Origin of the sequence: Polaromonas sp. CF318, assembly GCF_000282655.1 — a bacterium.
Taxonomy (GTDB): Bacteria; Pseudomonadota; Gammaproteobacteria; order Burkholderiales; family Burkholderiaceae_C; genus Polaromonas.
Genome location: NZ_AKIV01000006.1, coordinates 1 through 24,437, shown reverse-complemented (window position 1 = coordinate 24,437; position 24,437 = coordinate 1). Strand labels below are relative to the sequence as shown.

24 protein-coding genes are annotated in these 24,437 nt (G+C 65.3%); 8 read left to right on the top strand and 16 right to left on the bottom strand.

Features of this window, described 5'->3' with window-relative positions:
* From PMI15_RS00745 to PMI15_RS00725, 5 genes are all read right to left on the bottom strand, one after another.
* On the bottom strand, window positions 1–907 hold a 907-nt coding region (locus tag PMI15_RS00745), incomplete at its 3' end, for a cobalamin-dependent protein (protein ID WP_007862586.1).
* Window positions 908–1,098: 191 nt separating this feature from the next.
* Complete coding sequence (locus tag PMI15_RS00740) at window positions 1,099–3,084, bottom strand: TRAP transporter large permease subunit (protein WP_007862584.1); 1,986 nt, start codon at window positions 3,082–3,084, stop codon at window positions 1,099–1,101.
* 2 nt (window positions 3,085–3,086) lie between these two features.
* Window positions 3,087–3,713 carry a TRAP transporter small permease subunit gene (locus PMI15_RS00735; RefSeq protein ID WP_007862582.1) on the bottom strand — a complete coding sequence of 209 codons (627 nt, stop codon included), beginning with the start codon at window positions 3,711–3,713 and terminating at the stop codon, window positions 3,087–3,089.
* A 79-nt stretch (window positions 3,714–3,792) separates the two neighbouring features.
* Window positions 3,793–4,902, bottom strand: a complete 1,110-nt coding sequence (locus PMI15_RS00730) for a TRAP transporter substrate-binding protein (RefSeq protein ID WP_007862581.1) — start codon at window positions 4,900–4,902, stop codon at window positions 3,793–3,795.
* Between the two features lie 178 nt (window positions 4,903–5,080).
* Window positions 5,081–6,004 carry a polyphosphate--nucleotide phosphotransferase gene (locus tag PMI15_RS00725; protein WP_007862580.1) on the bottom strand — a complete coding sequence of 308 codons (924 nt, stop codon included), beginning with the start codon at window positions 6,002–6,004 and terminating at the stop codon, window positions 5,081–5,083.
* A 156-nt stretch (window positions 6,005–6,160) separates the two neighbouring features.
* On the opposite strand from PMI15_RS00725, the gene PMI15_RS00720 reads away from it, so the two are divergent.
* Window positions 6,161–6,604 carry a rhodanese-like domain-containing protein gene (locus PMI15_RS00720; RefSeq protein WP_007862579.1) on the top strand — a complete coding sequence of 148 codons (444 nt, stop codon included), beginning with the start codon at window positions 6,161–6,163 and terminating at the stop codon, window positions 6,602–6,604.
* Between the two features lie 227 nt (window positions 6,605–6,831).
* Entirely contained in the window at window positions 6,832–8,085 is a 1,254-nt protein-coding gene (cqsA, locus tag PMI15_RS00715; RefSeq protein WP_007862578.1) for an alpha-hydroxyketone-type quorum-sensing autoinducer synthase, read from the top strand.
* A gap of 4 nt (window positions 8,086–8,089) precedes the next feature.
* Here the strand turns inward: cqsA and PMI15_RS00710 are convergent, their stop codons facing one another.
* Both PMI15_RS00710 and PMI15_RS00705 read right to left on the bottom strand, forming a co-directional pair.
* On the bottom strand, window positions 8,090–9,076 hold the full coding sequence (locus PMI15_RS00710) for a response regulator (RefSeq protein WP_007862577.1): 987 nt from the start codon (window positions 9,074–9,076) through the stop codon (window positions 8,090–8,092).
* A 66-nt stretch (window positions 9,077–9,142) separates the two neighbouring features.
* A complete protein-coding gene (locus PMI15_RS00705) occupies window positions 9,143–10,444 on the bottom strand; it encodes a sensor histidine kinase KdpD (protein WP_007862576.1) in 1,302 nt (433 codons plus the stop codon).
* 117 nt (window positions 10,445–10,561) lie between these two features.
* On the opposite strand from PMI15_RS00705, the gene PMI15_RS00700 reads away from it, so the two are divergent.
* Window positions 10,562–11,203 carry a helix-turn-helix transcriptional regulator gene (locus PMI15_RS00700; protein ID WP_238541055.1) on the top strand — a complete coding sequence of 214 codons (642 nt, stop codon included), beginning with the start codon at window positions 10,562–10,564 and terminating at the stop codon, window positions 11,201–11,203.
* 83 nt (window positions 11,204–11,286) lie between these two features.
* Window positions 11,287–12,054, top strand: a complete 768-nt coding sequence (locus PMI15_RS00695; RefSeq protein WP_007862574.1) for a type III pantothenate kinase — start codon at window positions 11,287–11,289, stop codon at window positions 12,052–12,054.
* Window positions 12,055–12,194: 140 nt separating this feature from the next.
* Here the strand turns inward: PMI15_RS00695 and PMI15_RS00690 are convergent, their stop codons facing one another.
* Window positions 12,195–13,724, bottom strand: a complete 1,530-nt coding sequence (locus tag PMI15_RS00690) for a wax ester/triacylglycerol synthase family O-acyltransferase (RefSeq protein ID WP_007862562.1) — start codon at window positions 13,722–13,724, stop codon at window positions 12,195–12,197.
* Window positions 13,725–13,868: 144 nt separating this feature from the next.
* Between PMI15_RS00690 and PMI15_RS00685 the strand changes: the two genes are divergently transcribed.
* Window positions 13,869–14,123: an acyl-CoA-binding protein gene (locus PMI15_RS00685; protein WP_007862560.1), complete on the top strand. Its 255-nt coding sequence runs from the start codon at window positions 13,869–13,871 to the stop codon at window positions 14,121–14,123.
* A 90-nt stretch (window positions 14,124–14,213) separates the two neighbouring features.
* On the opposite strand, the gene PMI15_RS00680 is transcribed toward PMI15_RS00685, so the two are convergent.
* Genes PMI15_RS00680 through PMI15_RS00655 form a run of 6 tightly spaced genes read right to left on the bottom strand, consistent with a single transcriptional unit; the run spans window position 14,214 to window position 19,196 of the window.
* Window positions 14,214–15,188 (bottom strand): tripartite tricarboxylate transporter substrate binding protein, encoded by a 975-nt coding sequence (locus PMI15_RS00680; RefSeq protein WP_007862559.1) that lies wholly within the window; start codon window positions 15,186–15,188, stop codon window positions 14,214–14,216.
* A 37-nt stretch (window positions 15,189–15,225) separates the two neighbouring features.
* A complete protein-coding gene (locus tag PMI15_RS00675; protein ID WP_007862557.1) occupies window positions 15,226–15,618 on the bottom strand; it encodes a VOC family protein in 393 nt (130 codons plus the stop codon).
* The gene (locus PMI15_RS00670; RefSeq protein ID WP_007862555.1) at window positions 15,615–16,565 is read right to left on the bottom strand and encodes a hydroxymethylglutaryl-CoA lyase; all 951 of its coding nucleotides are present in this window, start codon (window positions 16,563–16,565) and stop codon (window positions 15,615–15,617) included. The genes PMI15_RS00675 and PMI15_RS00670 overlap by 4 nt, the downstream gene beginning before the upstream one ends.
* Window positions 16,562–17,809, bottom strand: a complete 1,248-nt coding sequence (locus PMI15_RS00665) for a CaiB/BaiF CoA-transferase family protein (protein WP_007862552.1) — start codon at window positions 17,807–17,809, stop codon at window positions 16,562–16,564. The genes PMI15_RS00670 and PMI15_RS00665 overlap by 4 nt, the downstream gene beginning before the upstream one ends.
* Before the next feature lie 36 nt (window positions 17,810–17,845).
* Complete coding sequence (locus PMI15_RS00660; protein ID WP_007862550.1) at window positions 17,846–18,811, bottom strand: LysR family transcriptional regulator; 966 nt, start codon at window positions 18,809–18,811, stop codon at window positions 17,846–17,848.
* A 37-nt stretch (window positions 18,812–18,848) separates the two neighbouring features.
* A complete protein-coding gene (locus PMI15_RS00655; RefSeq protein WP_007862548.1) occupies window positions 18,849–19,196 on the bottom strand; it encodes a polyhydroxyalkanoic acid system family protein in 348 nt (115 codons plus the stop codon).
* 297 nt (window positions 19,197–19,493) lie between these two features.
* On the opposite strand from PMI15_RS00655, the gene PMI15_RS00650 reads away from it, so the two are divergent.
* The 3 genes from PMI15_RS00650 to PMI15_RS00640 all read left to right on the top strand — a co-directional run bounded on the left by PMI15_RS00650 (window position 19,494) and on the right by PMI15_RS00640 (window position 22,072).
* Complete coding sequence (locus PMI15_RS00650; RefSeq protein WP_036836964.1) at window positions 19,494–20,567, top strand: alpha/beta fold hydrolase; 1,074 nt, start codon at window positions 19,494–19,496, stop codon at window positions 20,565–20,567.
* Between the two features lie 231 nt (window positions 20,568–20,798).
* On the top strand, window positions 20,799–21,605 hold the full coding sequence (locus PMI15_RS23855; protein ID WP_007862545.1) for a methyltransferase domain-containing protein: 807 nt from the start codon (window positions 20,799–20,801) through the stop codon (window positions 21,603–21,605).
* Window positions 21,602–22,072, top strand: coding sequence for a GNAT family N-acetyltransferase (locus tag PMI15_RS00640; RefSeq protein ID WP_036836961.1), 471 nt, complete (start codon window positions 21,602–21,604; stop codon window positions 22,070–22,072). Before PMI15_RS23855 ends, PMI15_RS00640 begins: the two co-directional genes overlap by 4 nt.
* 41 nt (window positions 22,073–22,113) lie before the next feature.
* On the opposite strand, the gene PMI15_RS00635 is transcribed toward PMI15_RS00640, so the two are convergent.
* Together PMI15_RS00635 and PMI15_RS00630 are read right to left on the bottom strand one after the other, a co-directional pair.
* Window positions 22,114–23,238 carry an aminopeptidase gene (locus PMI15_RS00635; protein WP_007862541.1) on the bottom strand — a complete coding sequence of 375 codons (1,125 nt, stop codon included), beginning with the start codon at window positions 23,236–23,238 and terminating at the stop codon, window positions 22,114–22,116.
* Window positions 23,239–23,246: 8 nt separating this feature from the next.
* The coding region (locus PMI15_RS00630; RefSeq protein ID WP_007862539.1) for a molybdopterin-dependent oxidoreductase at window positions 23,247–24,437 on the bottom strand (1,191 nt) is incomplete at its 5' end.

Sequence of the window (24,437 nt, the reverse complement as noted above, 5' to 3'; positions counted from 1 at the left end):
GCAAGGCCTGGCTGATTTCCGAACCGAAGTCACGCGTGGCCAGGCTGCGCATGAAGACACGTTGCCCGCTGTCGGCATTCTTTTGCCCGGCCAGCGGCACAGTCCAGGGGTTGATCGCGTTCATGCGGATGCGGTCACCGAGCAGGGCACCGCCGCTCTTGCGGCGCGAGGGGTCTATGCTGATGACGGCCACGCGCAGTTTGTCGTTCTGGTCCAGGCGCAGGCGGCGGATGAGTTCGTCAGTCAGCGAGGACTTGCCGGCGCCGCCGGTGCCGGTGATGCCGAGCACAGGTATCTTGCAGGTGGCGGCCTTCGTACGGACTGTGTCAACCAAAGCGGCATCCGCCTTCCCATTCTCAAGCGCGGTGATCAACTGGGCCAGGGCCCGCCAGTTCATCTCGCCATGGCCTTCAATGGCCTTGACGTTTTTCGGCGCGAAGCCGGTCAGGTCTTTGTCGCAGCGCATGACCATCTCGCCGATCATGCCGGCCAGGCCCATCTTCTGGCCGTCTTCGGGGCTGTAGATGCGGGTGACGCCGTAGGCATGCAGCTCGCGGATCTCGGGCGGTACGATCACGCCGCCGCCGCCGCCGAACACCTGGATGTGCTCGCCGCCGCGGCTTTTGAGCAGGTCGACCATGTACTTGAAGTACTCGACATGCCCGCCCTGGTAGGAACTGATGGCGATACCCTGGGCGTCTTCCTGCAGGGCGGCGGTCACGACCTCGTCGACGCTGCGGTTGTGGCCCAGGTGGATGACTTCGGCGCCCATGCTTTGCAGGATGCGCCGCATGATGTTGATGGCCGCGTCGTGCCCGTCGAACAGGCTGGCCGCCGTGATGAAGCGCACCTTGTGTGTGGGGCGGTAGCTGGCGAGCGCTTTGTATTCAGCGGACATGTCGGTCATGGGTGTCTCCGTAAGCGGCGGGGGCCGCCTGTGCCTGTGGCGTGTTGAATTGACGTTTACGTAAACGTCAATCTTAGCCGCTTAACAGGAGCCGATCAAGTGTGCGCCCTGGGTATGGCGGCGCCCAGGAAAAAGGGCGCCGCGGGGCGCCCTTTTTGCGTGAAGCCGGGGCTTGAGTGGCCCCGGGCTGGTTACCCGTACAGGTATTTGGGCAGCCAGAGCGTCAGGCCCGGCCAGATATACATAAAGACCATGCACAGGATCACGATCAGCATGTAAGGCATCATGCCGGCGAAGATCTGGTTGATGGTGACATGCGGCGGCGACACCCCCTTGAGGTAGAAGGCCGACATCGCGACCGGCGGCGACAGGAAGGCCGCCTGCAGGTTGACGAAAACCAGCACGCCCCAGAGGATGGGGTCGATCTGGAAATGCTGCAGTAGCGGCAGGAAGATGGGCACGAAGATCACGATGATCTCGGTCCATTCGAGCGGCCAGCCCAGGATGAAGATGATGGCCTGCGACAGCAGCAGGAACTGCAGCGGCGTGAGATCCATCGAGAGCACCCATTCCTCGACCACGCGCTGGCCGCCCAGCAGGGCGAACACTGCCGAAAACAGCGCCGAGCCGACGAACAGCCAGCAGACCATGGAGGTGGTCTTGCAGGTCAGGAACACCGCTTCCTTGATCTTCTGGAAGTCCAGCGTGCCGGCATGCCAGGCCATCAGGAAGGCGCCGGCCGCGCCTACGGCCGCGGATTCGGTGGCTGTTGTGATGCCGAACAGGATGACGCCCAGCACCACGACGGTCAGCAGGGTCAGCGGCATGACCGAACTCACCAGCATGCGCAGGATCTCGAACTGCTCGGCGTCGAAGCGCCGGTAGTACCACAGCAGCAGGCCTGCCGCCAGCAGGCAGGCAATGGCAAAGCCCGTGTAGAACGATTCGGGAACGGGCGCGGTCTGCGGCCCCGAGCCCGAGGGCTCGCCGATTTCCCGCAGCGGCGCGTCGGCCGCCGCCGCGGCTGGCGGCTTCGCATCCTCCGACCCCGGCGGCGCCTGCAGGCCGCCGGCTTCGGCCGGCTCTTTGGCCACCGTGTCGCCAGGAGGCTCTTTGAGTCCTTCTTCCGCGGGCGGCTCCTTGAGTGCGCCTTCCGCTGGCGGCTCCTTCACGCCGGTATCCGTCGGCTCCTGGACTCCGCCGGTGGTGGCGGGCGCTTGCAGGCCGCCGCCCGCCGGCGCCGCGGCCTTGGCGGCGCGCGCGGCCGCCACCTGGGCGTTGTTGTCGGCCTGCGAATGAATCACCACGTACCACCAGGTCCCGCCTAAGGTCACCAGCACGAAGGCCAGCGGCACCAGGGCGGTGCCCAGGCTGCGCAGCAAAAAGCCGCGGCTGACCTGGGCGCCCGCCTGCAGTGCTTTGCCGGGAGCCGCGGCGGCCATGGCCAGCGCCGGCAGCGCCCTGCGCGAATACGCGGTGGTCACCTGCTGCAGCCAGGGCGGCACGGGCGCGCGGCTCTGCTCCGGCGGCAGCTTGGGCGCGATCTTGGGGTTGAGCATGACCCAGCCGACGATGTAGACCAGGTAGAGCAGGGCCAGGAAGAAGCCGGGGAACATCGCCGCGGCATACAGCTTGACCACTGACTGGCCGGCGACGGCCGCATACACGATGATCATCACCGAGGGCGGGATCAGGATGCCCAGCGTGCCACCGGCGGTGATCACGCCGGCCGCCAGCCGCGTGTCGTAGCCGGCATTGAGCATGGGCCGCATGGCGATCACGCCCATCAGCACCACGACCGCGCCCACCAGTCCGCTGGCGATGCCCCAGAAGGTACAGATGATCAGCGTGGTGACGGCCAGCGAACCCGGCACGCTGCGGAACGCCAGCTGCACGCTGTGGAACATCTTGTCCACCAGCGCGCCGCGCTCCATCACATAGCCCATCAGCACGAACAGCGGTATCGACAGCAGTGTCTCGTTGGTCATGGCGCCGAAGGCGCGCTGCACCATCAGGTCGAAGATCCTGTTGTCCCAGAAATGGGCGGCCGGGTCGTAGAAGGCGATGAAGCCGAACACCATGCCCAGGCCCATCAACGTGAACGCCGTGGGAAAGCCCATCATGATGACGACCACGATGAGGCCGAGCATGGTCATGCCGAGTACAGCATTGCTCATGATCAGCCTTTCACCGTGCGGGACTGCTCGATCGCCAGGCGCCGCGCTTCCTCGTCGACGAACTCGCTGCCGGCCAGCTGCTGCGCGACCACGTCGGATTCCTGCGCGTCCTGCAGCCGCGGCGTCCAGGCGCCTGTGCGTATGCAGACGATGCAGCGCAGGATTTCGGACAGCCCCTGCATCAGCACGATGGCGCCTGCCATCGGGATCACAAACTTGAAGGGATACAGCGGGATGGGGGTGGCGTTGAAGGTCTGCTCGCGCATGGCCAGGGATTCGTTGAAGTAGGTCCAGCCGGCCCAGGTCAGCGCCGCGATGCCGGGCAGGAAAAAGACGATGTAGAGCACCAGGTCCAGCCAGGCCTGGGTGCGAGGTTTCATGGACCCGTAGAAGAAGTCGCCGCGCACATGGCCGTCATGCGCCAGCGTGTAGGCGCCGCCCAGCATGAACAGCGTGCCGTAGAGCATGTTGTTGACGTCGAAGATCCAGGCGGTGGGCGCGTTGAGCGCGTAGCGCTTGAAAACCTCCGCGCAGACGACCAGCATCAGCACCACGATAAGCCAGGCGGCCGCCTTGCCGACCCAGGTGCTGATGTGGTCGGCGGTGTGCAGGATTTTTTGCGTATTCATGTTGGTGTGATGTGCCCATCAAAAAGGCCAGCCGTCCAGGGGAGGAGGGCTGGCCGGCTTGGCCCCGGGATTGGCGGGGTCAGGCCTTCTTCTTGGCGAAGGAATGGTTGTAGGCCATCTTGAAGTCGACCATATAGTCGTTCTGCCAGGGGATGGTGCGCGCGGCGTAGGCCTTCTGCGAGTCGATCACCTTCTTGAACAGCGGGTTGGCCTGGGCCTTGTCCTCGATGATCTTGTCCCAGGCTTCCAACTGCGCCTTGAGCACGGCGTCGGGCGTCTTGTAGAACTTGATGCCCTGCTTCTTCATCTCGGCGTAGTCGGTGGAGTTGCGGTCTATGGCCTTCCAGCTCATGTCGGCGCTGGCGGCCTGCACGCCGTAGTCGATGATGGCCTTGAGTTCGGCCGGCAGCGCGTTGTACTTGGACTTGTTGAACAGGATCTCGAACTGCTCGCCGCTCTGGTGAAAGCTCTGCAGCATGCAGTTCTTGACCACGTCCGGGAAACCGAGCACGCGGTCGGAGCTGGCGTTGTTGAACTCGGCCGCGTCGATCAGGCCGCGGTCCAGCGCCGGCACGATTTCGCTGCCGGGCAGCGGGTTCACCGAGGTGCCCATGGCGGTGAAGATGTCGACAGACAGGCCCACGGTGCGGAACTTCAGGCCCTTCATGTCGGCCACCTTGGCGATGGGCTTCTTGAACCAGCCCAGCGGCTGCGTGGGCATGGGGCCGTACAGGTAGGACACCACGTCCATGCCGATGGCCTTGTAGATTTCCTCGAGCAGGGCCTTGCCGCCGCCGTAGTTGTGCCAGGACAGGACCATGTTCGGGTCCATGCCGAAGGCCGGGCCCGAGCCCCATAGCGCCAGGGCGTTGTTCTTGCCGTAGTGGTAGGCCACCACGCCGTGGCCGCCGTCCAGCGTGCCCTTGTTCACGGCTTCCAGCAACTGGAAAGCCGGCACCACCGCGCCGGAAGGCAGCACCTCTATCTTGAGGCGGCCGCCGGCCATGTCGTTGACTTTCTTGGCGAAGTCGTTGGCGTATTCATGGAAGATGTCCTTGGCCGGCCAGGTGCTCTGGAAGCGAAAGGACGTTGTCTGCGCCATGGCGACCATGGGGGCGGACAGGGCGCCCGCGGCAATCGCGGCGCCTTTCAGCAGGCCGCGCCTGCGGGGGCTTTTGCTCTCGGTCATGACTGTCTCCTGTTGTTGGAAAACATACGAACACTAAGAACACTCATCATTCCGTCTTGCCCAAGGCTTACAAAGAGGGTTTCCACCAACGAGGGCGGCGATTGGCCTTTCGATTACCCCTGATGCGGGTGAAACTGTTTTTGCAGTCCGGGCGGGAATCGCGCGGCGGCCCTCAATCTCAGCGGACCTTCACGTCTTTCAACGCGGGATCGCCGGGCGGAAAGCGCAGGCCCAGTTGCACCAGGGTGGCGCGCACGACGGTGGCGATCATCAGGTTGCGATGGGTTTTGGAGTCGGCGGGCACCACGGTCCACGGCGCCCAGGGCGTGCTGGTGGCGCGCAGCAGGTCCTCGTAAGCCTGCTGGTACTGCTTCCACTGCTTGCGCGCCTCCAGGTCGTCGAGGTTGAACTTCCACTGCTTGGTCGGGTCGTCCAGCCGCGCCTGCAGGCGCTCTCGCTGCTCGTTGCGGCTGATGTGCAGCATGAACTTGAGCACCACGGTGCCGGTCTGCGCGAGCAGGCGCTCGAAGTCGTTGATGTGGCGCAAGCGTTGGGCCGTCTGCGCCGGCGTGATCCAGCCCTTGACGGGCGGCACCAGCACGTCCTCATAGTGGCTGCGGTTGAAGAGGGTGATCTCGCCGGCCGCCGGTACCTGCTGGTGGATGCGCCACAGGTAGTCGTGGGCGCGCTCCGCCTCGTTGGGCGCCCGCCAGCTCACCGTGTGCACGCCCAGCGGGCTGATGCGGCCGAACACGCCGCGCAGGGTGCCGTCCTTGCCGGCGGTGTCGGTGCCCTGCAGGATGACCAGCAGCTTGAAGCGCTTGTCGGCGTAGAACAGGTTTTGCAACTCGTCGAGCTCCGCCGCCAGGGTGTCGACGATGGCTTTGTCGCGCTGCTTGTCGCCGCTGGAGAAAGGCTTGGCGGCCGGGTCCAGGTCGGCCAGCGCCCAGGGCCTGCCGGCTTTTTTGCCGGACGGCGGCTGGCCGTCCATGCCGGTTTGCGGTGGCTGCCACCGGGCCAGCAGCCGGGCCAGGGCCTTGAGGTCCGCCTTGCCGGCCGCGGTGTCGGGGAAAAGAGGCGGGTCTGTGCGGGGGGTCGGCATTGATGTCTCCGGTCTGCGGTGGGCGGGCTTGCCGCTGTGATTGTGCCTGCCGCGCTTTCTCCCCGCTGTTGCCGCGGGCCGCGTCCCGGGCATAAACTTGCCAGGACGCTTTCTTTTTTCCTTCTTCTTCTTCTTCTTTCCATGACAGGCAATGACATGACAAGCTCTACCGCGGCGAACGCCGGCCCCCCGCTCCAAGTCCGGCCGGCCGCCGGCTATGCCGGGGACATCCCCGCGCGCCTGGCGTTTGAATGGGTGCAGTCGGGCCAGGCGGTGCTGGTGGACGTGCGCACCGATGCCGAGCGCGAATGGGTGGGCTATGTGCCCGGCGCCGTGCCGCTGGCCTGGAAGCAATGGCCGGGCATGGCCATGAATGCGGGCTTTGATGAGGGGCTGAAGGCGGCTGTGCCCGCGGGCAAGAAAGCCGTGCTGCTATGCCGCAGCGGTGTGCGTTCGGTGGCGGCCGCCAAACGCGCGGCGGAACTGGGCCTGGAGGCCTATAACATTCTGGAGGGCTTTGAGGGCGACGCCGACGAACAGGGACAGCGCGGCCGCAAAGGCGGCTGGCGTTTGCAGGGCCTGCCGTGGAAGCAGGGGTGAAAAATACCCGAAATATCCCCGGTGCCCAGGAAAGAGCCGTACCTTTTGTAACTTCGTCATATAAGGCAATGGGGTGGGGGTCCGGGAAAAATGAAGTGAATAGTTCACATTACTTTTGCTGAAATTTGGTGTATGGGGGTGACCCCTGTTAGTTCTGACAGGGGATAACACGTATCAATTTGTTTGAGCGCTTTCAATGGGGGTTCCTCTTTCTAACGGAGCTCCCCATGCAAGTACTCGAACGCGAACTTCCACCCGCCGTCAAGGCGCCCATCAATCCCGCCCTGGGGGCCCAGCTGAGCCAGCGCATCGCGCGCGACTTCAAGCCGCGCTGGGACCAGCAATGGGGCGGGAAATTCATGCTCCACGGCCGCACGCCCGACTCCAATGCCATACGCCTGGACGGCAACGACTACCTCAGCGTGACGGGCCACCCGCAGATCGTGCATGCCCAGGTCGAGTCCTTGCGCAAGGCGCAGGAGTTCGTGGTGCAGTCCGGCGTCTTTCATCTGAACCAGCACCCCACGCATGCCCTGGAGACGGCCCTGGCCGCCTGGGTCGGCAAGGACGACGGCTTCATCTGCCAGTCGGGCTACGCGGCCAATGTCGGCCTGCTGCAGGCGATTGCCGACGCGCAGACGCCGGTCTACCTGGACACCCTGGCCCATGCCTCGCTGTGGGAAGGCGCCCACGCGGCGCGCGCGCCGGCCTTCGCTTTCCGCCACAACGATCCGGCCCACCTGGCGCGCATGATCGCCCGCAACGGCCCCGGCATCGTGGTGGTGGACTCGGTGTACAGCACCACGGGCGCCGTCTCCCCGCTGGTGGAGATTGTGGATGTGGCGGAGGCGCACGGCTGCATGATGCTGGTCGACGAGTCGCACTCGCTGGGCACGCACGGCCCGCAGGGCGCAGGCCTGTGCGCCGAGCTGGGCCTGACGGACCGCGTGCACTTCATCACCGCCAGCCTGGCCAAGGCTTTCGCGGGCCGCGCCGGCTTTTTCACGGCGCCGGCCCATATGCGCTACTACATCCTGTGCTCGAGTTTTCCCAACATCTTCAGCTCCAGCCTGCTGCCGCACGAGATCGCGGGCCTGGCCGCGACGCTGGAGCTGATCCGGAACAGCGATGACGCGCGCAAGCGCCTGCACGCGAACACGCGCCGGCTGCGCGCCTCGCTGAGCGAGCTCGGCTACCCCATCCACCAGGGCAGCCAGCAGATCATCGCGCTGGAAGTCGGCTCGGAAAGCGACACCATGGTGCTGCGCGACAGGCTGGAGGAGCGCAATGTGTTTTCCTCGATGTTCTGCGCGCCGGCCACCAGCGCCAAGCGCGCCATGATGCGCATGACGCTGAACGCCGGCCTGACCGAATCGGAGCTGGAGCATGTGGAAGGCGTGGCCCGCGAGATCGCGCCCATCGTCAAGCCCTGGGACTGGCCGATCGCGCGGCGCGCCCGGGCCGGCCAGGCCGAGGCATAGGCCTCTAGTCTTGCAGTTGCCGTTCGCCGGAGGTGGCGATAAAGCGCTCGTGGCTGGTCATAAAGCCCGGGCTGAAGGTCTCGCCGACGCTGAACAGCGCGGCGTGCAGCACGGCCGTGCCCGAGGCGATGGTGAAGGCCTGGCGCGGCTGCGGCTTCTGGCCGGCGCCCAGCGCCAGCTGCAGCTCGAGGTCTATGAGTTTTTTGCCCGCAGCCACGTCCTGCACGGTGGCCGCATCCCAGCCCTGGGACTCGGCGATCTCCGCGAGTTCGCGCAGGTTGGCCGCCGGCTCCAGTTGCAGCCAGCTGGCGCTGCCCTTGCGGTCCAGCGCCAGCACGCCGAAAGGCGCGCCTATCACCACATGCTCTATCCAGCCCTGGCGCAGTGCCAGGTTTTCCAGCTCCTGGGCGATCGTGGGCTCGCACAGCAGGGCGTGCTGCTCGCGCGACAGCGTGGAGCGCCAGGTCTGCTGGTGTCGCCCGTCGGGCTGGCGCAGCAGCGCCTGGACGGCGTCGGTCAGGCGCAGCCGGATTTCGGGCGACTGCTTGGGGATGAACTGCTCGATCAGCCCGCGGTTGAAGGCCGACACGGCAAGCTGCTCATCGGCGCGCCCGGTCAGCAGCACGCGCGCGCCGGACCAGCCCGTCAGCTCGCTGAGCACCCGCAGCCCGCTCATCGCCGGCATCGAGTAGTCGACCACGCAGACCTGGGTGAGCGCAAAGCGCGCCGTGCCGTCTTCGCGCCAATATTGCAGGATTTGCGGGATCAGGGCCGAGCCCTCGCGCCAGCGGTTGATGATTTCCTGCTGGCGCCAGGCATCCGCTTCCCAGCGCGCCGGCTCCTTGAGCAGCAGGTCTATGCAGGCCACGGGCCGCAGGAACAGGCGCACATACCAGTCCAGCGGCATGACCTCGGCCAGCATTTCGAGGTAGTCCGGGTCGTCGTCCAGAAAGACCACGCCTCCCGGTCGGCGGTAGAGTGCAAAGGACATGTTTGTCGTTTTAGGGTGGGTTGTCAAAAGCAGTCATACACAATCGCAAACAGGCTATCAAGGGCATCAGGGCGCTATCGGCAGTTCAATGGTAAAAACGGCGCCCACGGCAAACTCGGATTTCACGTGAATGTTGCCGCCTGCACTTTGTACCACTTGCTGGCAAAACGCCAAACCCAGGCCGTGACCGGTGCCGCGGTTGCTGGAGAAAAAAGGTTTAAAAATCTGCGGCAGCAAGGCGGCGTCTATGCCCATGCCCTCGTCCGCCACGATAATGCGGCCGCGATGCAGCGAATGGCCCACCTCGATGCGCAGCGCGCCGGCCGGGTATTTCGAGTCGGCCGCCATCAGGGAGTGCAGGGCGTTCTTGATCAGATTGTCCAGCACCTGGGAAAACTGGGTGGCGGAAGAACGGAAACTGAAATCGTCATGAATGATGACCTTGACACAGTCGCGCTGGCGGCTCGACTGGTAGGGATAGGCCACCACAACGTCCTGCACCACCTTGCTGGCCCAGACCCGCTCGGTGTAGCGCGGCAGCTGCAGCAGCTTGGCGTTGGCGATCTGGGTGTCGATCTGGTGGTTCATGTTGCGCACCAGGGCGTGCAGGCGCAGTGCCAGCTTGTCCAGCTGCTGCGCGCGCGGGTTGTCGGGCTGGCGCTGCACCTCCAGCTGGATCGCGTCACCCAGCAGGGCCGCCGTCGACAGCGGCGTGCGAAGTTCATGGGCCATGATGCCTATGGTGGTCAGCGTGCTGGAGAGCTGCTCGCGCCGCAGGTTCGCCGAGGACAGGTTGAGCACCAGCGCGATCGACCAGGCAAAGGCGAAGACCACGGCGTGGACGGCGCGCTGCTCCGGCGGCAGCAGGGGAACCGCGGGCCCGATGGCCATGAAGGCCCCGAAGGCCAGCAGGCCTCCCGTGATGGTGCCCAGCGTGGCCAGGCGCCAGTCCGTCACGTGGTAGTAGATCAGCACCATGGCCGCCATGGTGGCCAGCCACACCGTGCTGCCGCTGTTGCACAGGTACATCCAGCTGAACAGCACCGGCAGTTCCACCCAGAACACCAGGCCGAACACCCTTTGCGCCAGGCGGCTGCTCGGGTCGTGATTCACGCGCCGCGTCATCAGGCTGTAGCCCAGCAGGCTGGCCATCACGCGCAGGGGCAGGTTTTCGTAGGGCTGGGGCAGCCAGGCCGACCAGATCCAGGCGAACAGGGCATTGCCCGAAAAAAAAGAAAGCCCCAGCCACCACAGACGCCGCGGCGATGGATGCAAAATGGGCTCCAGCGGGGCGAGTACCAGCTCCTCGCGCAGCCACTGGAGCAAGGGGCGCTGCGCCAGCCACGCATGGAAGCGGGCGCTCCTCACTTTAAAGATCTCTCCAGCACAACAGGGAACCTGACTGATGATGCATTTGACATGTGACTGTATTGTCCCGGTTCTTTTTCCGTCAAGCTAATGCTATTACCTGCCAACTTTGACAGCGTGAGCCTCGATGGCGTCATCAGCGACTGGCTGTGCGCCCTGCGCGAATTTTCCGTCGAGGCCCTGATGGTGCTGGGCCCCGACCCTTTTGCGGGCCAGGAGGAGCGGCTGGTGCTGGCCATCCACCCGCCGCGCCTGCTCGAGGCAGCCGAGGCCCTGGCCGAAAGCCGCGACTTCGGCGCTCCCTGGCGCGACTCCGATGCGCCCCTGGTGGCCTGGCAGGATATCTCCAAATCGGCTTTCGAGAGCCTGGGACGCTGGCGCCGGCTCTGGCTGGCCCACGGCTACCAGAGCGTGGTGCGCATCGCCTTTCCGCTCACCGTGGGCCGCGCCTTCGAGTGCTACCTCTTCAGCCCGCGCCAGTGGCACGACCGCAGCGAGGCGGCCCTGCTGGCTTGGTCGGCGCTCAATATCTGGCCGCTGCTCAAGCGCGCGCTGGCCGAGGCGCGCAGCCCGCTGAGCCCGCGCGAACTCGAGTGCCTGAGCCTGGCATTCCAGGGCATGACGGCGCGTGAGAGCGGCGAGCTGCTGGCCTGCAGCGAGCGCACCGTGAACTTTCACCTCTCCAATGCCATGACCAAGCTCAGGGTCGACAACAAGCTGGCCGCCATCCAGCGCGCCTGCTGGTTTGGCCTCATTTGAGCGGGTATTTGCCGCCAAACCCTACTGGAAACCCCTAGGCGGGCAGCCGGGGGCCGGCGCCAAACCTGTTCATAATCCGCCAAATGACCTTCCTAGCGCTTGATGTGGGTAACACCCGCCTGAAATGGGCCCAGTACGAGGCGCCCGCGGCCGGCGCCAAACTGCTGGCGCAGGGGGCGGTGTTCCTGGAGAACATCGACAGGCTCGCGGAAGAGGAGTGGAACGGCCTGCCCATCCCCTCGCGCATCCTGGGCTGCATCGTCGCCGGCGACGCCATCAAGCGGCGCGTGGCCGAGCAGATGGAGCTCTGGGACGTGGCGCCGCGCTGGGTGGTCTCCAGCCCGCAGGAGGCCGGCGTGAGCAACGGCTACGACCATCCGGCCCGCCTGGGCGCCGACCGCTGGGTCGCCATCATAGGGGCGCGGCACCGCCTGCTGGCGCGCGGCGTGCACAAGCCCTGCGTGGTCGTCATGGTGGGCACGGCGGTCACTGTCGAGGCCATAGACGCCTCCGGAAAATTCCTGGGCGGCATCATCCTGCCGGGCCACGGCATCATGCTGCGCGCGCTCGAGTCCGGCACAGCCGGCCTGCATGTGCCCACCGGCGAGGTGCGCGATTTCCCCACCAACACCAGCGACGCGCTGACCAGCGGCGGCACCTTCGCCATCGCCGGCGCCGTCCAGCGCATGGTCGAAAACATCACGCGCCACTGCGGCGAGACACCCGAATGCATCATGACCGGCGGCGCGGGCTGGAAGATGGCGCCCAGCATGTCGGTGAAGTTCGAACTCGTGGACAGCCTGATTTTTGACGGCCTGCTTGAAATCGCCTCCCGCCGGTTTGCAGCCTGAACGGCCTCTAAAAATTTAAGGGCATCGGCGAAACCCCGCTCCAGCGGGGGCCGCGGAACCGGCTTTGCCGGGCCGCAGGCGCCGTCCCCTGCAAGGGGAGAGGAGGCTACACGAAGTGAGCCTCAACAGGGGTGAGCTATTCACTCTCCCCAGGGCAGCATCAGGGTCACGATGGACAGTTTGGCGAACTCCGGCACGAATTCATCAATGATGCGCTGCGGCTCCGGGCACAGCGTGCTGTCGGTGATCACGCCGAACTGCACGCCGCCGCCGTAACTCAGGATGGAGACGCCCAGGCCCATGTCACCCGACTGCGGCACCCAGAACATGCTTTGCTCCAGCGTGGAGCCGCAGAACTTGAGCTTTTCGCGCGGGCCCGGCACATTGGTCATGACCGCTGTGGTCTTTTTGGCGAACAGGTTGAGCATCATGTCCTGGGCCGGCTTGATCAGCAGGCCCGCCACCGCCAGCAGGCTGAAGGCCAGCAGCGGCTGGTAGCTGCCCTTGAGCGCCGCCATGCGGCGGCGTACCTCGTAGACGCGCTCGATAGGATTGTCTATGCCTATGGGCAGCACCAGCGGCACCAGGCCGAAGCGGTTGCCCAGCTTGTGCGCCTGGTCCAGCGGCCGCAAATTCACAGGCACCATGGCACGGATTTCCTGGCCCGCCACGTCGTCGCCGAAGGTTTTCAGGTACTCGCCCAGGGCACCGGCCACGCAGCTGAGCAGCACGTCGTTGATGGAGCAGTTGAGTGCCTTGCCCACGGCCTTGACCTCGTCCAGCGGGATCGGCTGGCACCAGGCCACTTTTTTGGCGCCGCCGGGCTTGCCCTTGAGCCGGGTCTTGGAATCGTCGGGCATCAAGGCCAGCGCGGCCGAGTCGGACAGCAACTGGAACAGCACCTTGGCCATGTCAAAGGAGCCGCTCACGCCCTGCTCCATGCCTTTTTTCGGGTCGCCCAGCATGCCCAGCGAGCGCGCCGCGCCTTCGCCCACGGCGCCCAGCGCCTTGACCGTGATGTCGGTAAAGGGCTTGAGCAGGGTGTCGGCGATCCAGTCTTCCGGGCCGGCGGCCGCCGCCTTCTTGCGCCGCTCGGGCGGCGGCGCACCGCCGTCGACCAGCGACATGGTCACCGAAATCAGCGCGATGCCGTCGGCGATGCAGTGGTGGATGCGCACGATCATGGCGCTGCCCTTGACGCCGTCGGGCCCGGTGTAGTCCTCGACCAGGTGGATCTGCCACAACGGGCGTTTCGGGTCCAGGCGCTGGGTGGCCAGTGCTGCCACACGGTCCTGCAGGGCCTGCTCCTGGTTGGCCGATTTCGGCAGTTTCTCGGCCACCACATGGTTGGCCAGGTCGAAATTGCGGTCCATCACCCAAGTGGCGCCGGCCGCGTCTTCCATCACGCGCTGCTTGAAGCGGTCGTACTTGAGCAGGCTGCCCTCAATGCGTTCGCGGACCGCCGCGTGCCTGACGCCGGGTGCCAGCTGCCACACGCCCACGATCATCATGAGGTTGGCGTCGTTGTCCATGCGCAGCCAGGCCGTGTCGACCTTGCTCATGCGCTCCCCTGAAATACCCAGGGTTCCCGAGACGGCCCGCTTGACGTTCTTCTGGACGTTTTTTGCCACTTTCCGGCCGGCGGCCTGGGCGGTAACGCGTGTAACCATGAGCACTCCCAAATGCAAAACTGCTGCGAATCCACCCCGGATGGGGTAAGTTCCCTATTTTGGCGGGAACGGCCTCGCTAAGATACCGGGCAGTTACCCCAAGCACCGTCATTGGTGACCCACTTCTAAAAACGGAGATCCCTCATGTCAGACCTGAAAGCCGCCTTCGACAAAGCCATGGCCGATTCGAAAAACCTCAGCGAACGCCCTGACAACGCCACGCTGCTGAAGATTTACGCGCTCTACAAGCAGGGCAGCAGCGGCGACAACAACGACAAGAAACCCGGCTTCGGCGACATGGTGGCGCGTGCCAAGTGGGATGCCTGGAACAGTCTCAAGGGCACGTCGCAGGATGATGCGATGCAGCAGTACATCGACCTGATCGCCGACCTGAGCTAAGCGCGCCCGGCTTTCACCAACAAAAAAGCGGCACAGCCCCAGCGCAAGTTGCGCTAGGGCTGTGCCGCTTTTTTGTTGCCCTTTAAGGCTTCAGTCGGCTTTGATATTGGCCAGCTTCACGATCCGGCCCCACATCTTGCGTTCGCTGTCGCCCAGGGCTGCCAGCTCGGCGCCGCTCATGACCACGGCCTTGGCGCCTTGCTCCTCGGCGCGCTTCTTGAAGCTCTCTGACTCCACCACCTGCTTGATCGCCAGCGAGAGCCGGCCCTGCAGGTCGGCGGACAGGCCCGTGGGGCCGTAGACCGCGAACCACGAGGAGGCCACCAGCGGCACACCAGCCTCGGTGGCGGTCGGCACATTGGGCTGGGCGGCCAGGCGCGTGCGGCCGGTCACCATCAGCGCCTTGAGTTTTCCCGCGCGTATGTGCGGCAGCAGCGGCGGCGGCGTGGTGATGGTGAAGTCCACCGTGCCGGCCAGCAGGTCGGTCAGTGCCGGGCCGGTGCCGCGGTAGGGGATGTGCACCATGAAAGTCCTGGTCAGGTCCTTGAGCAGTTCGGTGGTCACGTGCTGCAGCGAGCCGTTGCCGCTGGAAGCGTAGTTGACCTTGCCCGGGTTGGCCTTCACGTACTTGATGAAGTCCGCGAAGTTGTCGGCCGGGAAGTTGCCGCGCACCACCAGCAGCTGCGGCGCGTCGATCAAATGGCCCAGGGGTTTGAGGCTGGTTGCCGGATCAAAACCCGGCACCGGCTGGATCAGCGGTGTGATGCACTGGTAGCCCGAGTACTGCACCAGCAGGCTGCTGCCGTCGGCCGGGCCGCGCGCCACTAACTGGCCGGCGATGTTGCCGTTGCCGCCGCCGCGGTTGTCCACGACTACCGAAGTCTGCAAAATTTTTCCCAACGGTTCTGCCAGCATGCGCGCCGCGATGTCGGTGGTGCCGCCGGCCGCCGTGGGCACCACCAGCGTGATGGGCTTGCCGGCGAGCTGCGCGCGCACCGGGTTGAGCCAGGCGGCGGTGCCGAGCCCGGCGACGGTCAGCAGTGTCCTGCGGGAAATGAAAGTCATGGTCTTGTCTCCAGTCGTAGTTTTAGGTTTGCCGTTTTCAGGCGGGTTCGGAAATCTCGATGAGGTTCAGGTCCGGGTCGCGGACATAGACCGAGCGGATTTTTTGCGTCGCGCCGGTGCGCAGCACGGGGCCTTCGATCACGGGCCAGCGCTCGCGCTCCAGTCGGGCCATCACCTCGGAAAGGGGGACGCCGGCCAGAAAGCACAGGTCCAGCGCGCCCGGCACCGGCAAATGGGCCTTGGGTTCGAACTCACGCCCTTTGACATGCAGGTTGATCTTCTGGTTGCCGAATTTAAAGGCCTTGCGCTCCACGGGCGGCGTGCCGCCGGTAAAGGTTTCCAAGGCCATGCCCAGCACGCGGGTGTAAAAGTCCACGCAGGCCGCTTCGTCCGACGTGGTCAGTACCAGGTGGTCGAGATGGCTGATCATCTGGATGCCTCCCGAAGTTCCGCCACATAAGGCGGCGGCGCATGCAGGTCGGTGATGCGGCCGGCCTTCGCGACCTGGCCGGGCACTTCATGGCCGACGACGGCCGGCATCTGCCGCGCCACTTCCAGCAGCCTGGCGATGTCCATGCCGGTGTCGTAGCCCATGGCGTCCAGCATGTGGATGGCGTCCTCGCTACTGATGTTGCCGCTGGCGCCGGGCGCGTAAGGGCAACCGCCCAGGCCGCCCAGCGAGCCGTCGAAACGTGTGATGCCGCCCTGCACCGCGGCCAGCACATTGGCCAGGCCCATGCCGCGCGTGTTGTGGAAGTGCAGCGTCAGCTGCAGGCCGGCAAAGTGCTGCTGCAGCACTTCGACCATGCGACTGACTTGCGCCGGATGCGCCATGCCCGTGGTGTCGCAAATCGTGAGGCCGCGCACGCGGTCCGCGCCGAAGGCGGCGAAACGCTCGCTCCAGCGCAGCACTTCCTCCTCAGCCACCTCGCCCTCCATGGGACAGCCAAAGCAGCATGAGAGCGAGATATTGACGGGCGTGCGACCGTCCACGTGGCGGATCACGTCGGACAGCGCGGCAAAACTTTTCTCGCGCGGCATGCGCAGATTGGCCAGGTTGTGGGTTTCCGAGACCGACATCACCAGGTTGAGCTCGTCGGCGTGCGACTCCAGCGCGCGCTCGGCGCCGCGCAGGTTGGGCACCAGCACCGTGTATTCCACGCCGGGCGCGCGGTGTATGCGGCCCATCACCTCCTCGGCATCGCGCAGCATGGGAATGGCCTTGGGCGAGGTGAAGGAGGTCACTTCTATCTTGGCGTAGCCACACTCACTGAGCGCATCGACCAGCGCAACCTTGTCGTCGGTCGGGATAAACGTGGGTTCGATCTGGAAACCGTCGCGCGTGGCGACCTCGTTAAAAAAGATGCGTTTTTTCATGCTGCGCCCGTATCCTTTCCGGCCACGATGCCTTTGTCCTTGAGTGCCTGGATCTGTGCGGCGGAAAGGCCCATCTCCCGCAGCACGGTATCGGTGTCCTGCCCTACCTGCGGCGCATTGCGGCGATGCCCGCCAGGCGTGCGCGAGAGCTTGGGCACGATGCCGGGCACGGCCAGGACGCTGCCGTCGTCCATGCGCAGCTCGTCGAGCATGCCGCGCGCCCGGTAGTGCGGGTCGGCCGCAATGTCGGCCACGGTGTAGATGCGGCCCGCGGGCACGGAAACCTTGTCGAGCGCCGCCAGCACCTCGTCCACCGTGAGGCTGGCGGTCCACCCGCCTATGGCCGCGTCGATTTCTTCCACGCGCGCCACGCGGCCGGCATTGTCGGCCAGAGCCGGGTCGCTGCCGAGGTCGGTGCGGCCTATGGTGGCCATGAGCCGCTTGAAGATGCTGTCGCCGTTGCCCGCAACGAGGGCATAGCCACCGTCCTTGCACAGGTAGGCATTGCTGGGCGCGATGCCGGGCAGGGCGCTGCCGGCCGCGCCGCGCACCGCGCCGAACGCGCTGTATTCGGGCAGCAGGCTTTCCATGCAGTTGAACACCGCTTCATACAGTGCCACGTCGATCACCTGGCCCTTGCCGGAGCGCTGGCGCTCCTGCATGGCCAGCAGGATGCCGATCACGCCGTGCAGCGCGGCCAGCGTATCGCCAATGCTCACGCCCACGCGCACCGGTACGCGGCCCGGCTCGGCCGTCAGGTGGCGCAGGCCGCTCATGGCCTCGGCCACCACGCCAAAGCCCGGTTTGTCGCGATAGGGGCCGGTCTGGCCGTAGCCGCTGATGCGCAGCATGATGAGGCGCGGGTTCAGGGCCAGCAGTTCGTCGGGGCCCAGGCCCCAGCCTTCCATCGCTCCGGGGCGGAAGTTTTCGATCAGCACGTCGGCGTCAATCGCCAGCCGGCGCACGATGTCCTGCGCCTCGGGGCTTTTGAGGTCCAGCGCCACCGAGCGCTTGTTGCGCGACTGCACCTGCCACCACACCGAGGTGCCGTCTTTCAGCAAACGCCATTTGCGCAGCGGGTCGCCCGCGCCCGGTGTTTCGATCTTGATGATGTCGGCGCCGAAGTCCGCCAGCGTCTTGGCCGCGAAGGGCCCGGCGATCAGCTGGCCCAGTTCCAGCACCTTGAGGCCGGCAAGCGGGCCGGTGGCGGCGGGGGTGGGAAGGGGTTGTTCAGTGGAGGCCATGGCCGGCAGTGTGCCGCCAGGGGCCTGTCGCGTCCATTACCGCTTTGGGCCCCTGGCTTTCGCGTTTTGCGAAGGCAAGGCGCCTTTCGACCTCACGGGCCCGACGGGCGCCACCAGAAAGTCCACCAGCGCCGCAATGGCCGCGTCTGGCTGGCCGGCCATGGTGGCCGCGAGCAGGCGGCGCCTGGCCCAGGCATCGGCCAGCGGCCGCCAGCCCAGCTTCATGCTTTTGATGAGGGGCAAGGTGGCGCCCTTGGGCAGCACGGCCACGCCCAGGCCCGAGGCCACCATATGGCATACCGCGTCGAAGCTGCGCACCTGCATGCGCAATTTCAACGGGCGGTTCGCGGCCAACGCGGCCTGCTGCTGCTTTTGCAGCATGGCGGCGCCGGCGGTCAGGCTGATCCATTCCTCGTCGAGCGCATCCACAAAGGCCAGCGGCGCCTTGCTGCGCGCCAGCGCATGGCCGGCCGGCAGTATCAGCACCAGCTCGTCCTCGCGAAAGAGGCGCGTGTCCAGTCCCGTGGTGTCCGGCCCCTCGACAAACACCGCCGCGTCGGCCCGGCCTTCGCGGAGCGTGGCCACCACGGCCTCGGACACCTGCTCTTCGAGGTCTATGTGCACCTGCGGGTGCAGCTCGCCGTAGCGCGCGAGCAGCGGCGGCAAGAATTGGCTGATGGCGGCGCTGCTGGCGCACAGGCGTATGTGGCGCGCGATGCCGCGCCGCAGGTCGGCCAGTTCGCCGCCCAGCTGTTCCATGGTTTGCAGCAGGGTCAGGCCGTGCTTGACGAAGACGCGGCCGGCCGCCGTGGGCAGCAGGCCGCGCGCATGGCGCTCGAACAGGGCTTCGCCCAGGGCGTCCTCGAGTTCGCGTATGCGCCGGCTGGCCGCCGCCAGCGCCAGGTGCGAGTCGCGCGCCGCCGCGGTCAGGCTGCCGGTCTGGGCGCAGGCCACGGCCAGGCGCACGGACACCAGGTCGAAGCGGGCGAGGTTGTAGTTCACGGTGAGAGGCTGGCCTGGGCTGCAGGGCCGGGAGGACTCAGGCGCTTTTCTTTTTGGCCGGGGCTGTTTTGGCGGCGGGCTTGGCGTTGCCGGGCGTTTTGGCGATCAGCGCGTCCAGGTTTTTCACGATCTCGGTTTCTATCTTATCCTTGAAGGCGCCCAGCAGAAAGCCCAGTTTGGCCTGGAGTTCAAAGCTGTCCTTGGTGACCGTCAGCGTGCCGTTGACGCCCGAGCGCGTGAAGCTGACCAGGTCCTCGGTCTTGCCTTCTTCATAAGTGCATTCCATGTCGAATTTTTCTTCGGCCTGCTCGGCCCATTTGAAGGCAACCTTGCGTGCCTGCGCAAGGCCCAGGGTGTGGTCGCGCTGGATATGGATGTCAGCCATTCGTGGTCTCCGTGTTGTGTTTATCCAAGACTTTGCGGCGCTCATCCTTGGGCAGCCGCGCCCGCTCTTTGACGGCATCATAAAACGCCGCGAAGCCTTATCTTCAGGTTCATGCGGTATTTCAGGCTGAAGCTGCCGCCTCCGGAGTCGCCGGTACCGCTGTTTGTGGTGTGATACTTGGGCTGATCCGTTCCTTTGTGTGCGACTCCGCTGCCGTTTGCGCGCCCCCCCAAAGGGTCCTGCAAAACCCGGCGTGAACGGCTCTTGCCATACTGCTCTTCTTAACGGTTTTCTCGTTTGAATCATCCGCATTCCATTCATTTTTGTAAAAGCGCCGACGGAACGACCATCGCTTTCGCCGAGACCGGCCGCGGACCGCCGGTGCTGTGGGTCACCCTGCAGTACACCGACAACGACCTGGCGTCGCCTGGGCCCGCCAGCAAACACTGGATGGACGCGCTGGCCGCCCACCATACTGTGATCAGGCTGGATATGCGGGGCTGCGGGCTTTCGGATCGCAAGCCCGAACGCATGACACTGGATGCTTGGGTGGAAGATATTGAAGCGGTAGTCAATGCGGCAGGCCTGAGCCGCTTTGCCATGATGGCGGCGTGCACCGGGGCGTACGCGGCCATCGAGTATGCCGCGCGTCATGCGAGCCGGCTGTCACGCCTGGTGATTTATGGCGGGGCGGTTCGCGGGCGCTTGCAGCGCGAACTGACCGCCGCGCAACGGGACGATGCCCTGGCAGCGTTGCAAGTGTACGAGTCCGGCCTGGATGGGCGAAGCGAATTCGCAGTAACTTTTCGGCGCATATTCACGGCGCAATTTTTCCCCGACGCCTCGGCAGGGCAGCTTGAGGCGCATGATCGCATTGTCAGCCAGCGCATGACTGGCGCCATCGCCGCGCAGAGCGTCCGTGCGTTTTACGATCTTGACCTCAGCGCAAGAGCGAAATGCATTGACACACCTTCCCTGATCCTGCACGCCCGCCACGACATCCTGTATCCGATGGATGAAGGCAAGAGACTGGCGGCACTCATTCCGGCTTCGCGTTTTGTTCCCGTTGAATCGCACAACAACATCCCTTTGGCCGGGGAGCCGGCATGGCCCCAGGTGCGCGATGCCGTGCTGGAATTCCTTGCGGCCGGTCACGGCGCCGCGGCGCCTTTGCCGGTTTTCCGGCTGACGGTGCGGCAGGCCGATGTATTAAGACGGGTAGCGCAGGGGCAGACCGACAAGCAAATTGCACGCACACTGTCCCTGAGTCCCCGTACGGTTGAAATGCATGTGAGTGCCGCCTTGAAGGCATTGGGTAGCAAAACGAGGGCGGAAGCTGCACACCGGGCCGCGCAATACGGGCTTTTTTAGCTCGTTCATGTTCGTAAACCAGTTTGCCTACGGTATCGCTTACCGGGGTCGCAATTCCCGGGTACCGTAGTTCGCACACTGTGCTGCGTGTGTGTCGCGCCGGATACTGGATGTCGTCAACGATTTGGCCGAAGCCACCTTGCCGATGCGCGTCTGGCCGATACAGGCGCGTGGTCAGGTACCTTGCTGTGCTTCGAACTATGGCAAACAAGCAACCAGGACCCAAGAGGAATGAAAAGCTACCCGCTGCACAGCAGTGAAAAAGAGCGCGACAGGTTGAAAATGCAGGCGCTTGCGATACTGCCGCTTACCAGGACTATGTTGGCGGGGGCCGGGGTCAAGCCCGGCTCCCGGGTTCTGGAGCTGGGCTGTGCAAGCGGAGACATGACGTTGTTCCTCGCGAGCCTTGTGGGACCCAGCGGTGAAGTGATCGCGGTCGACAGGGACCCGGATCAACTGGATGCGGCCGCACTGCGCACCAGTGACGCAGGGTTTTGCAATGTGAATTTTGTGCTGGCCGACCTGGACGATTTTGAACCCGCACGGACATTTGACGCCGTTGTTGGCAGGTACTTCCTGCTGTATGTCGCAAGTCCCGAGGCCGCCGTTGCGCGCGTGGCGAGATGGGTCAAGCCGGGAGGGACGATGGCGTTTCTGGAAATGGATTTTTTCCGCGGCGTACACAGCAGCATCTGGCCGCCTGCTTCGCCGCAAACACATGAGGCCATTGTTTTCATCGGCGACGTCATGCTGGATGCGGGCATCAACCCGCACATGGCCGCAAGGCTCCCGAGTATCCTGACACGGTATGGCAATGTGCAGGTGCAGACATCAGCGCCTCCTCAGTATGGCGCGCGTTCGATTGAACTGCCTCTGGAGGCCGTCAGGTCGGTCACTCCGACGGCCCGTAAGCTTGGGCGCGCGGATGCAGATCTGCACGACGTTGATGCGTTGCTGATCCGCGAACTGGAGGGCCGCGACGAGCACACCGTGACCGTGCCCCCCATGTCCGTTGCCGCCTGGGTTCAACTGGCGTGACGCCCGCAACGTCTCCCGTGCGTATCGCGCATCTCGCTGACCATCCCCAGCATCTTGCGATGCTGGCCGCTTGGCACCAGGTGCAATTCGGCTACCTTAACCCGTCGGTCACCGTTGAGAAGCGTACGCAAAGGCTAAGGGCATCCGCACAGCAAGGCGAATTGCCGGTGACCTTTGTAGCAGTCTGCGAAGACCAGCTCCTGGGATCGGCCAGCCTGGTGTTGCGAACGGTTACCCACTCCCACTTGTCCCCTTGGCTGTCCAGTGTGTATGTGGCGCCGGGGTACAGGAATAGGGGGATAGGGTCGGCGCTCGTGCGACATGTGGTTCAGGCGGCTGCCGGTATGGGGATCAACAAGGTCTATTTATTCACGCCGAACAGCGAGGCCCTGTACAGCCGGCTCGGCTGGAAAGTCGTCGAACAGACGGAGCATCAGGGTCACCGCCTTACGATCATGTGCACGTAAGACAGGTGAGCTCATGTCGTACGATTCGCCTGCGTGCCTGCTTATTTGAAGCCGGTTTTGCGCGCCTGCGCAAGGTCTTCCGTTGTGTGGTTTTCAAGCGCCTTGCGGCGTTCGTCCTTGGGAAGGCTGGCCAGGCTTTTGACGGCATCATAAAACCGCTGCCAGTCGCGGCCCTCGCGCTCGAACAGCGCCTCGAAGCCGGGCACCAATTCATCATAGGCGGCCTGCGCACCGAAAGCCGCGTTGTTGGCGCGCGCCACCCAGGGGTCGTAGCCCGCGAAGCCGCCCCAGGAGGCCTTGAGTGCGGCGTAACCCTCGCGAAAGCGCTGGAGCGCCTGGGCCTTCATCGCCGCCTGCTCCGCCTTTTCAGCATCCGTCGCCGGCTTTTTCCCGTAGACCGCCGTCAGCTCAAGCCGCGTGGCCAGCGCCAGCGCGCGGAACTGCCGGCGCCGGCCGTCGAACTGGAGGTAGTCCTGGCGGGCTTTATCGTTGCCGTGGGCGGCCTCGCTGTCCAGCCAGCGCTGGCTGCCCATGCGCTCGACGGCGGTGGCGAAGGACTCATTGAACATGGTGTCGTCCTTGGCGTAGACCACCTGGTGCGCGAGCTCGTGAAAAATCAGCCGCGCCAGTTCGCCCTCGGGATAGCCGATAAAGGTGTTGAGCAGCGGGTCGCCGCCGGCCCAGTTCATCCAGCCCAGCGTGGAATAGGCCGGCACGCCATAGACGCTGGTTTCCAGTCCTTGTGCCTTCAGCCGGTCGGCCTCGGCGCGCGCCTCGGCTTCGCTGAAGTAGCCGCGGTAGCCCACGCAGCCCGTGACCGGGAAACACCAGGTCTTGAGCGTCAGCGAGAACTCGGGCGCGGCCACCACGTTCCACACGACGGCGCTGCGGCGCAGGTCGGCGTAGCGCCGGTAGCTGGGGTTGTCGGGCAGCTTGAGTTCGCTCACGGCGAAGCTGCGTATGCGCTGCGACAGCGCCAGCCGGTCTTTGAGCTGCCCGGAGGCCTGCGTGTCATTCAGCCACTCATCCACCGGCCGGGCCGCGTTGAGCATCTGCAAATGGCCGCTGACGGACTGCCAGTAGTAGCCCAGGTCGGCGCAGCCCGCCAGGCCCAGGGCTGCGGCCAGCGCCACGGCCAGGGTCCGTTTCAGCGTGCCGCGTTTCATCGGCGAGCTCAGGCGGCCTGCGCCTCGCGCTGCACCTGCACCAGGCAGTCGTAAAACACCGGGCCGCGGCCCATGTCGGTCAGCTGCTGGCTGGTGAGCTCGTTGACGTTGGTGCCGTCCAGGCCCAGCTTGCGCCACCAGATGCCCAGGCCGTTGACCACGCCGGGGCGGGCCCGCGCGGAAACCTCGGCCTTGACCCGGTATTCGCCGCGCTGGTTGAACACCTTGACGATGGCGCCGGTGGTGATGCCGCGCGCGGCGGCATCGTCGGCGTGGATTTCCAGTACCGGTTCGGCCTCGATGTCGCGCAGGCTTTTGACATTCACAAAAGTGGAGTTCAGGAAGTTGCGCGCGGGCGGCGAGATCATCGCCAGCGGGAATTGCGCCGAGCTGCCCGCGGCCTCATGGTTGGGCACATGGCCGGGCAGGCCGTCGGCGCCTTCGGCCGCCAGCCGTGCGCTGAAAAACTCGCAGCGACCCGAGGCCGTGGGGAAGTTGCCCTCGGCAAAAGGCGCGTCGGGCAGGTCCAGCGTGGAAAAACCCTTGTCCAGCAGCTGCTGGAAATCGACCTTGTCGCCGAACACCGCGCGGCACAGCTGCTCGTCACTGTCGGAAAAACACGGATCGGTGAAGCCCATGTGGGCCGCCAGCTCGCGAAAGATCTGGGTGTTGGGTTTGGCCTGGCCCAGCGGCGCGATGGCCGGGCGGTTCAGCAGCGCGTCGGTGTGGCCATAGGCACCGTGCACGTCCCAGTGCTCCAATTGCGTGGTGGCCGGCAGGATGTAGTCGGCGTAATCGGCGGTGTCGGTCTGGAAATGCTCCAGCACCACGGTGAAGAGGTCTTCGCGCGCGAAACCCTCCACCACCTTGCCGGACTCGGGTGCCACCGCCACCGGGTTGCTGTTGTAGACGATGAGCGCTTCGATCTTCGGGCCGAACTGCTTTGACGTCGGCGCCAGCAGCGCGTTGCCTATGGTGCTCATGTTGATGGTGCGCGGCTGGCGGCCCTTGAGCAGCTCGGGCCGCTGCAGCGCGGCCTTGTCCACCGGGAACAGGCCGGAGCTGCTCAGCAGCACGCCGCCGGCGCGATGCCGCCAGGCGCCCGTGAGCGCGGGCAGGCAGGCGATGGCGCGGGCCGCGTTGCCGCCGCCGTGCACGCGCTGCATGCCATAGTTCAGGCGTATGGCGGCCGGCTGCCG

Coding starts and splice junctions, on each gene's coding strand:
- PMI15_RS00740 (WP_007862584.1), bottom strand. CDS start 3,084: ATGAGCAATGCTGTACTCGGCATGACCATGCTCGGCCTCATCGTGGTC.
- PMI15_RS00735 (WP_007862582.1), bottom strand. CDS start 3,713: ATGAATACGCAAAAAATCCTGCACACCGCCGACCACATCAGCACCTGG.
- PMI15_RS00730 (WP_007862581.1), bottom strand. CDS start 4,902: ATGACCGAGAGCAAAAGCCCCCGCAGGCGCGGCCTGCTGAAAGGCGCC.
- PMI15_RS00725 (WP_007862580.1), bottom strand. CDS start 6,004: ATGCCGACCCCCCGCACAGACCCGCCTCTTTTCCCCGACACCGCGGCC.
- PMI15_RS00720 (WP_007862579.1), top strand. CDS start 6,161: ATGACAAGCTCTACCGCGGCGAACGCCGGCCCCCCGCTCCAAGTCCGG.
- cqsA (WP_007862578.1), top strand. CDS start 6,832: ATGCAAGTACTCGAACGCGAACTTCCACCCGCCGTCAAGGCGCCCATC.
- PMI15_RS00710 (WP_007862577.1), bottom strand. CDS start 9,076: ATGTCCTTTGCACTCTACCGCCGACCGGGAGGCGTGGTCTTTCTGGAC.
- PMI15_RS00695 (WP_007862574.1), top strand. CDS start 11,287: ATGACCTTCCTAGCGCTTGATGTGGGTAACACCCGCCTGAAATGGGCC.
- PMI15_RS00690 (WP_007862562.1), bottom strand. CDS start 13,724: ATGGTTACACGCGTTACCGCCCAGGCCGCCGGCCGGAAAGTGGCAAAA.
- PMI15_RS00685 (WP_007862560.1), top strand. CDS start 13,869: ATGTCAGACCTGAAAGCCGCCTTCGACAAAGCCATGGCCGATTCGAAA.
- PMI15_RS00680 (WP_007862559.1), bottom strand. CDS start 15,188: ATGACTTTCATTTCCCGCAGGACACTGCTGACCGTCGCCGGGCTCGGC.
- PMI15_RS00675 (WP_007862557.1), bottom strand. CDS start 15,618: ATGATCAGCCATCTCGACCACCTGGTACTGACCACGTCGGACGAAGCG.
- PMI15_RS00670 (WP_007862555.1), bottom strand. CDS start 16,565: ATGAAAAAACGCATCTTTTTTAACGAGGTCGCCACGCGCGACGGTTTC.
- PMI15_RS00665 (WP_007862552.1), bottom strand. CDS start 17,809: ATGGCCTCCACTGAACAACCCCTTCCCACCCCCGCCGCCACCGGCCCG.
- PMI15_RS00655 (WP_007862548.1), bottom strand. CDS start 19,196: ATGGCTGACATCCATATCCAGCGCGACCACACCCTGGGCCTTGCGCAG.
- PMI15_RS23855 (WP_007862545.1), top strand. CDS start 20,799: ATGAAAAGCTACCCGCTGCACAGCAGTGAAAAAGAGCGCGACAGGTTG.
- PMI15_RS00635 (WP_007862541.1), bottom strand. CDS start 23,238: ATGAAACGCGGCACGCTGAAACGGACCCTGGCCGTGGCGCTGGCCGCA.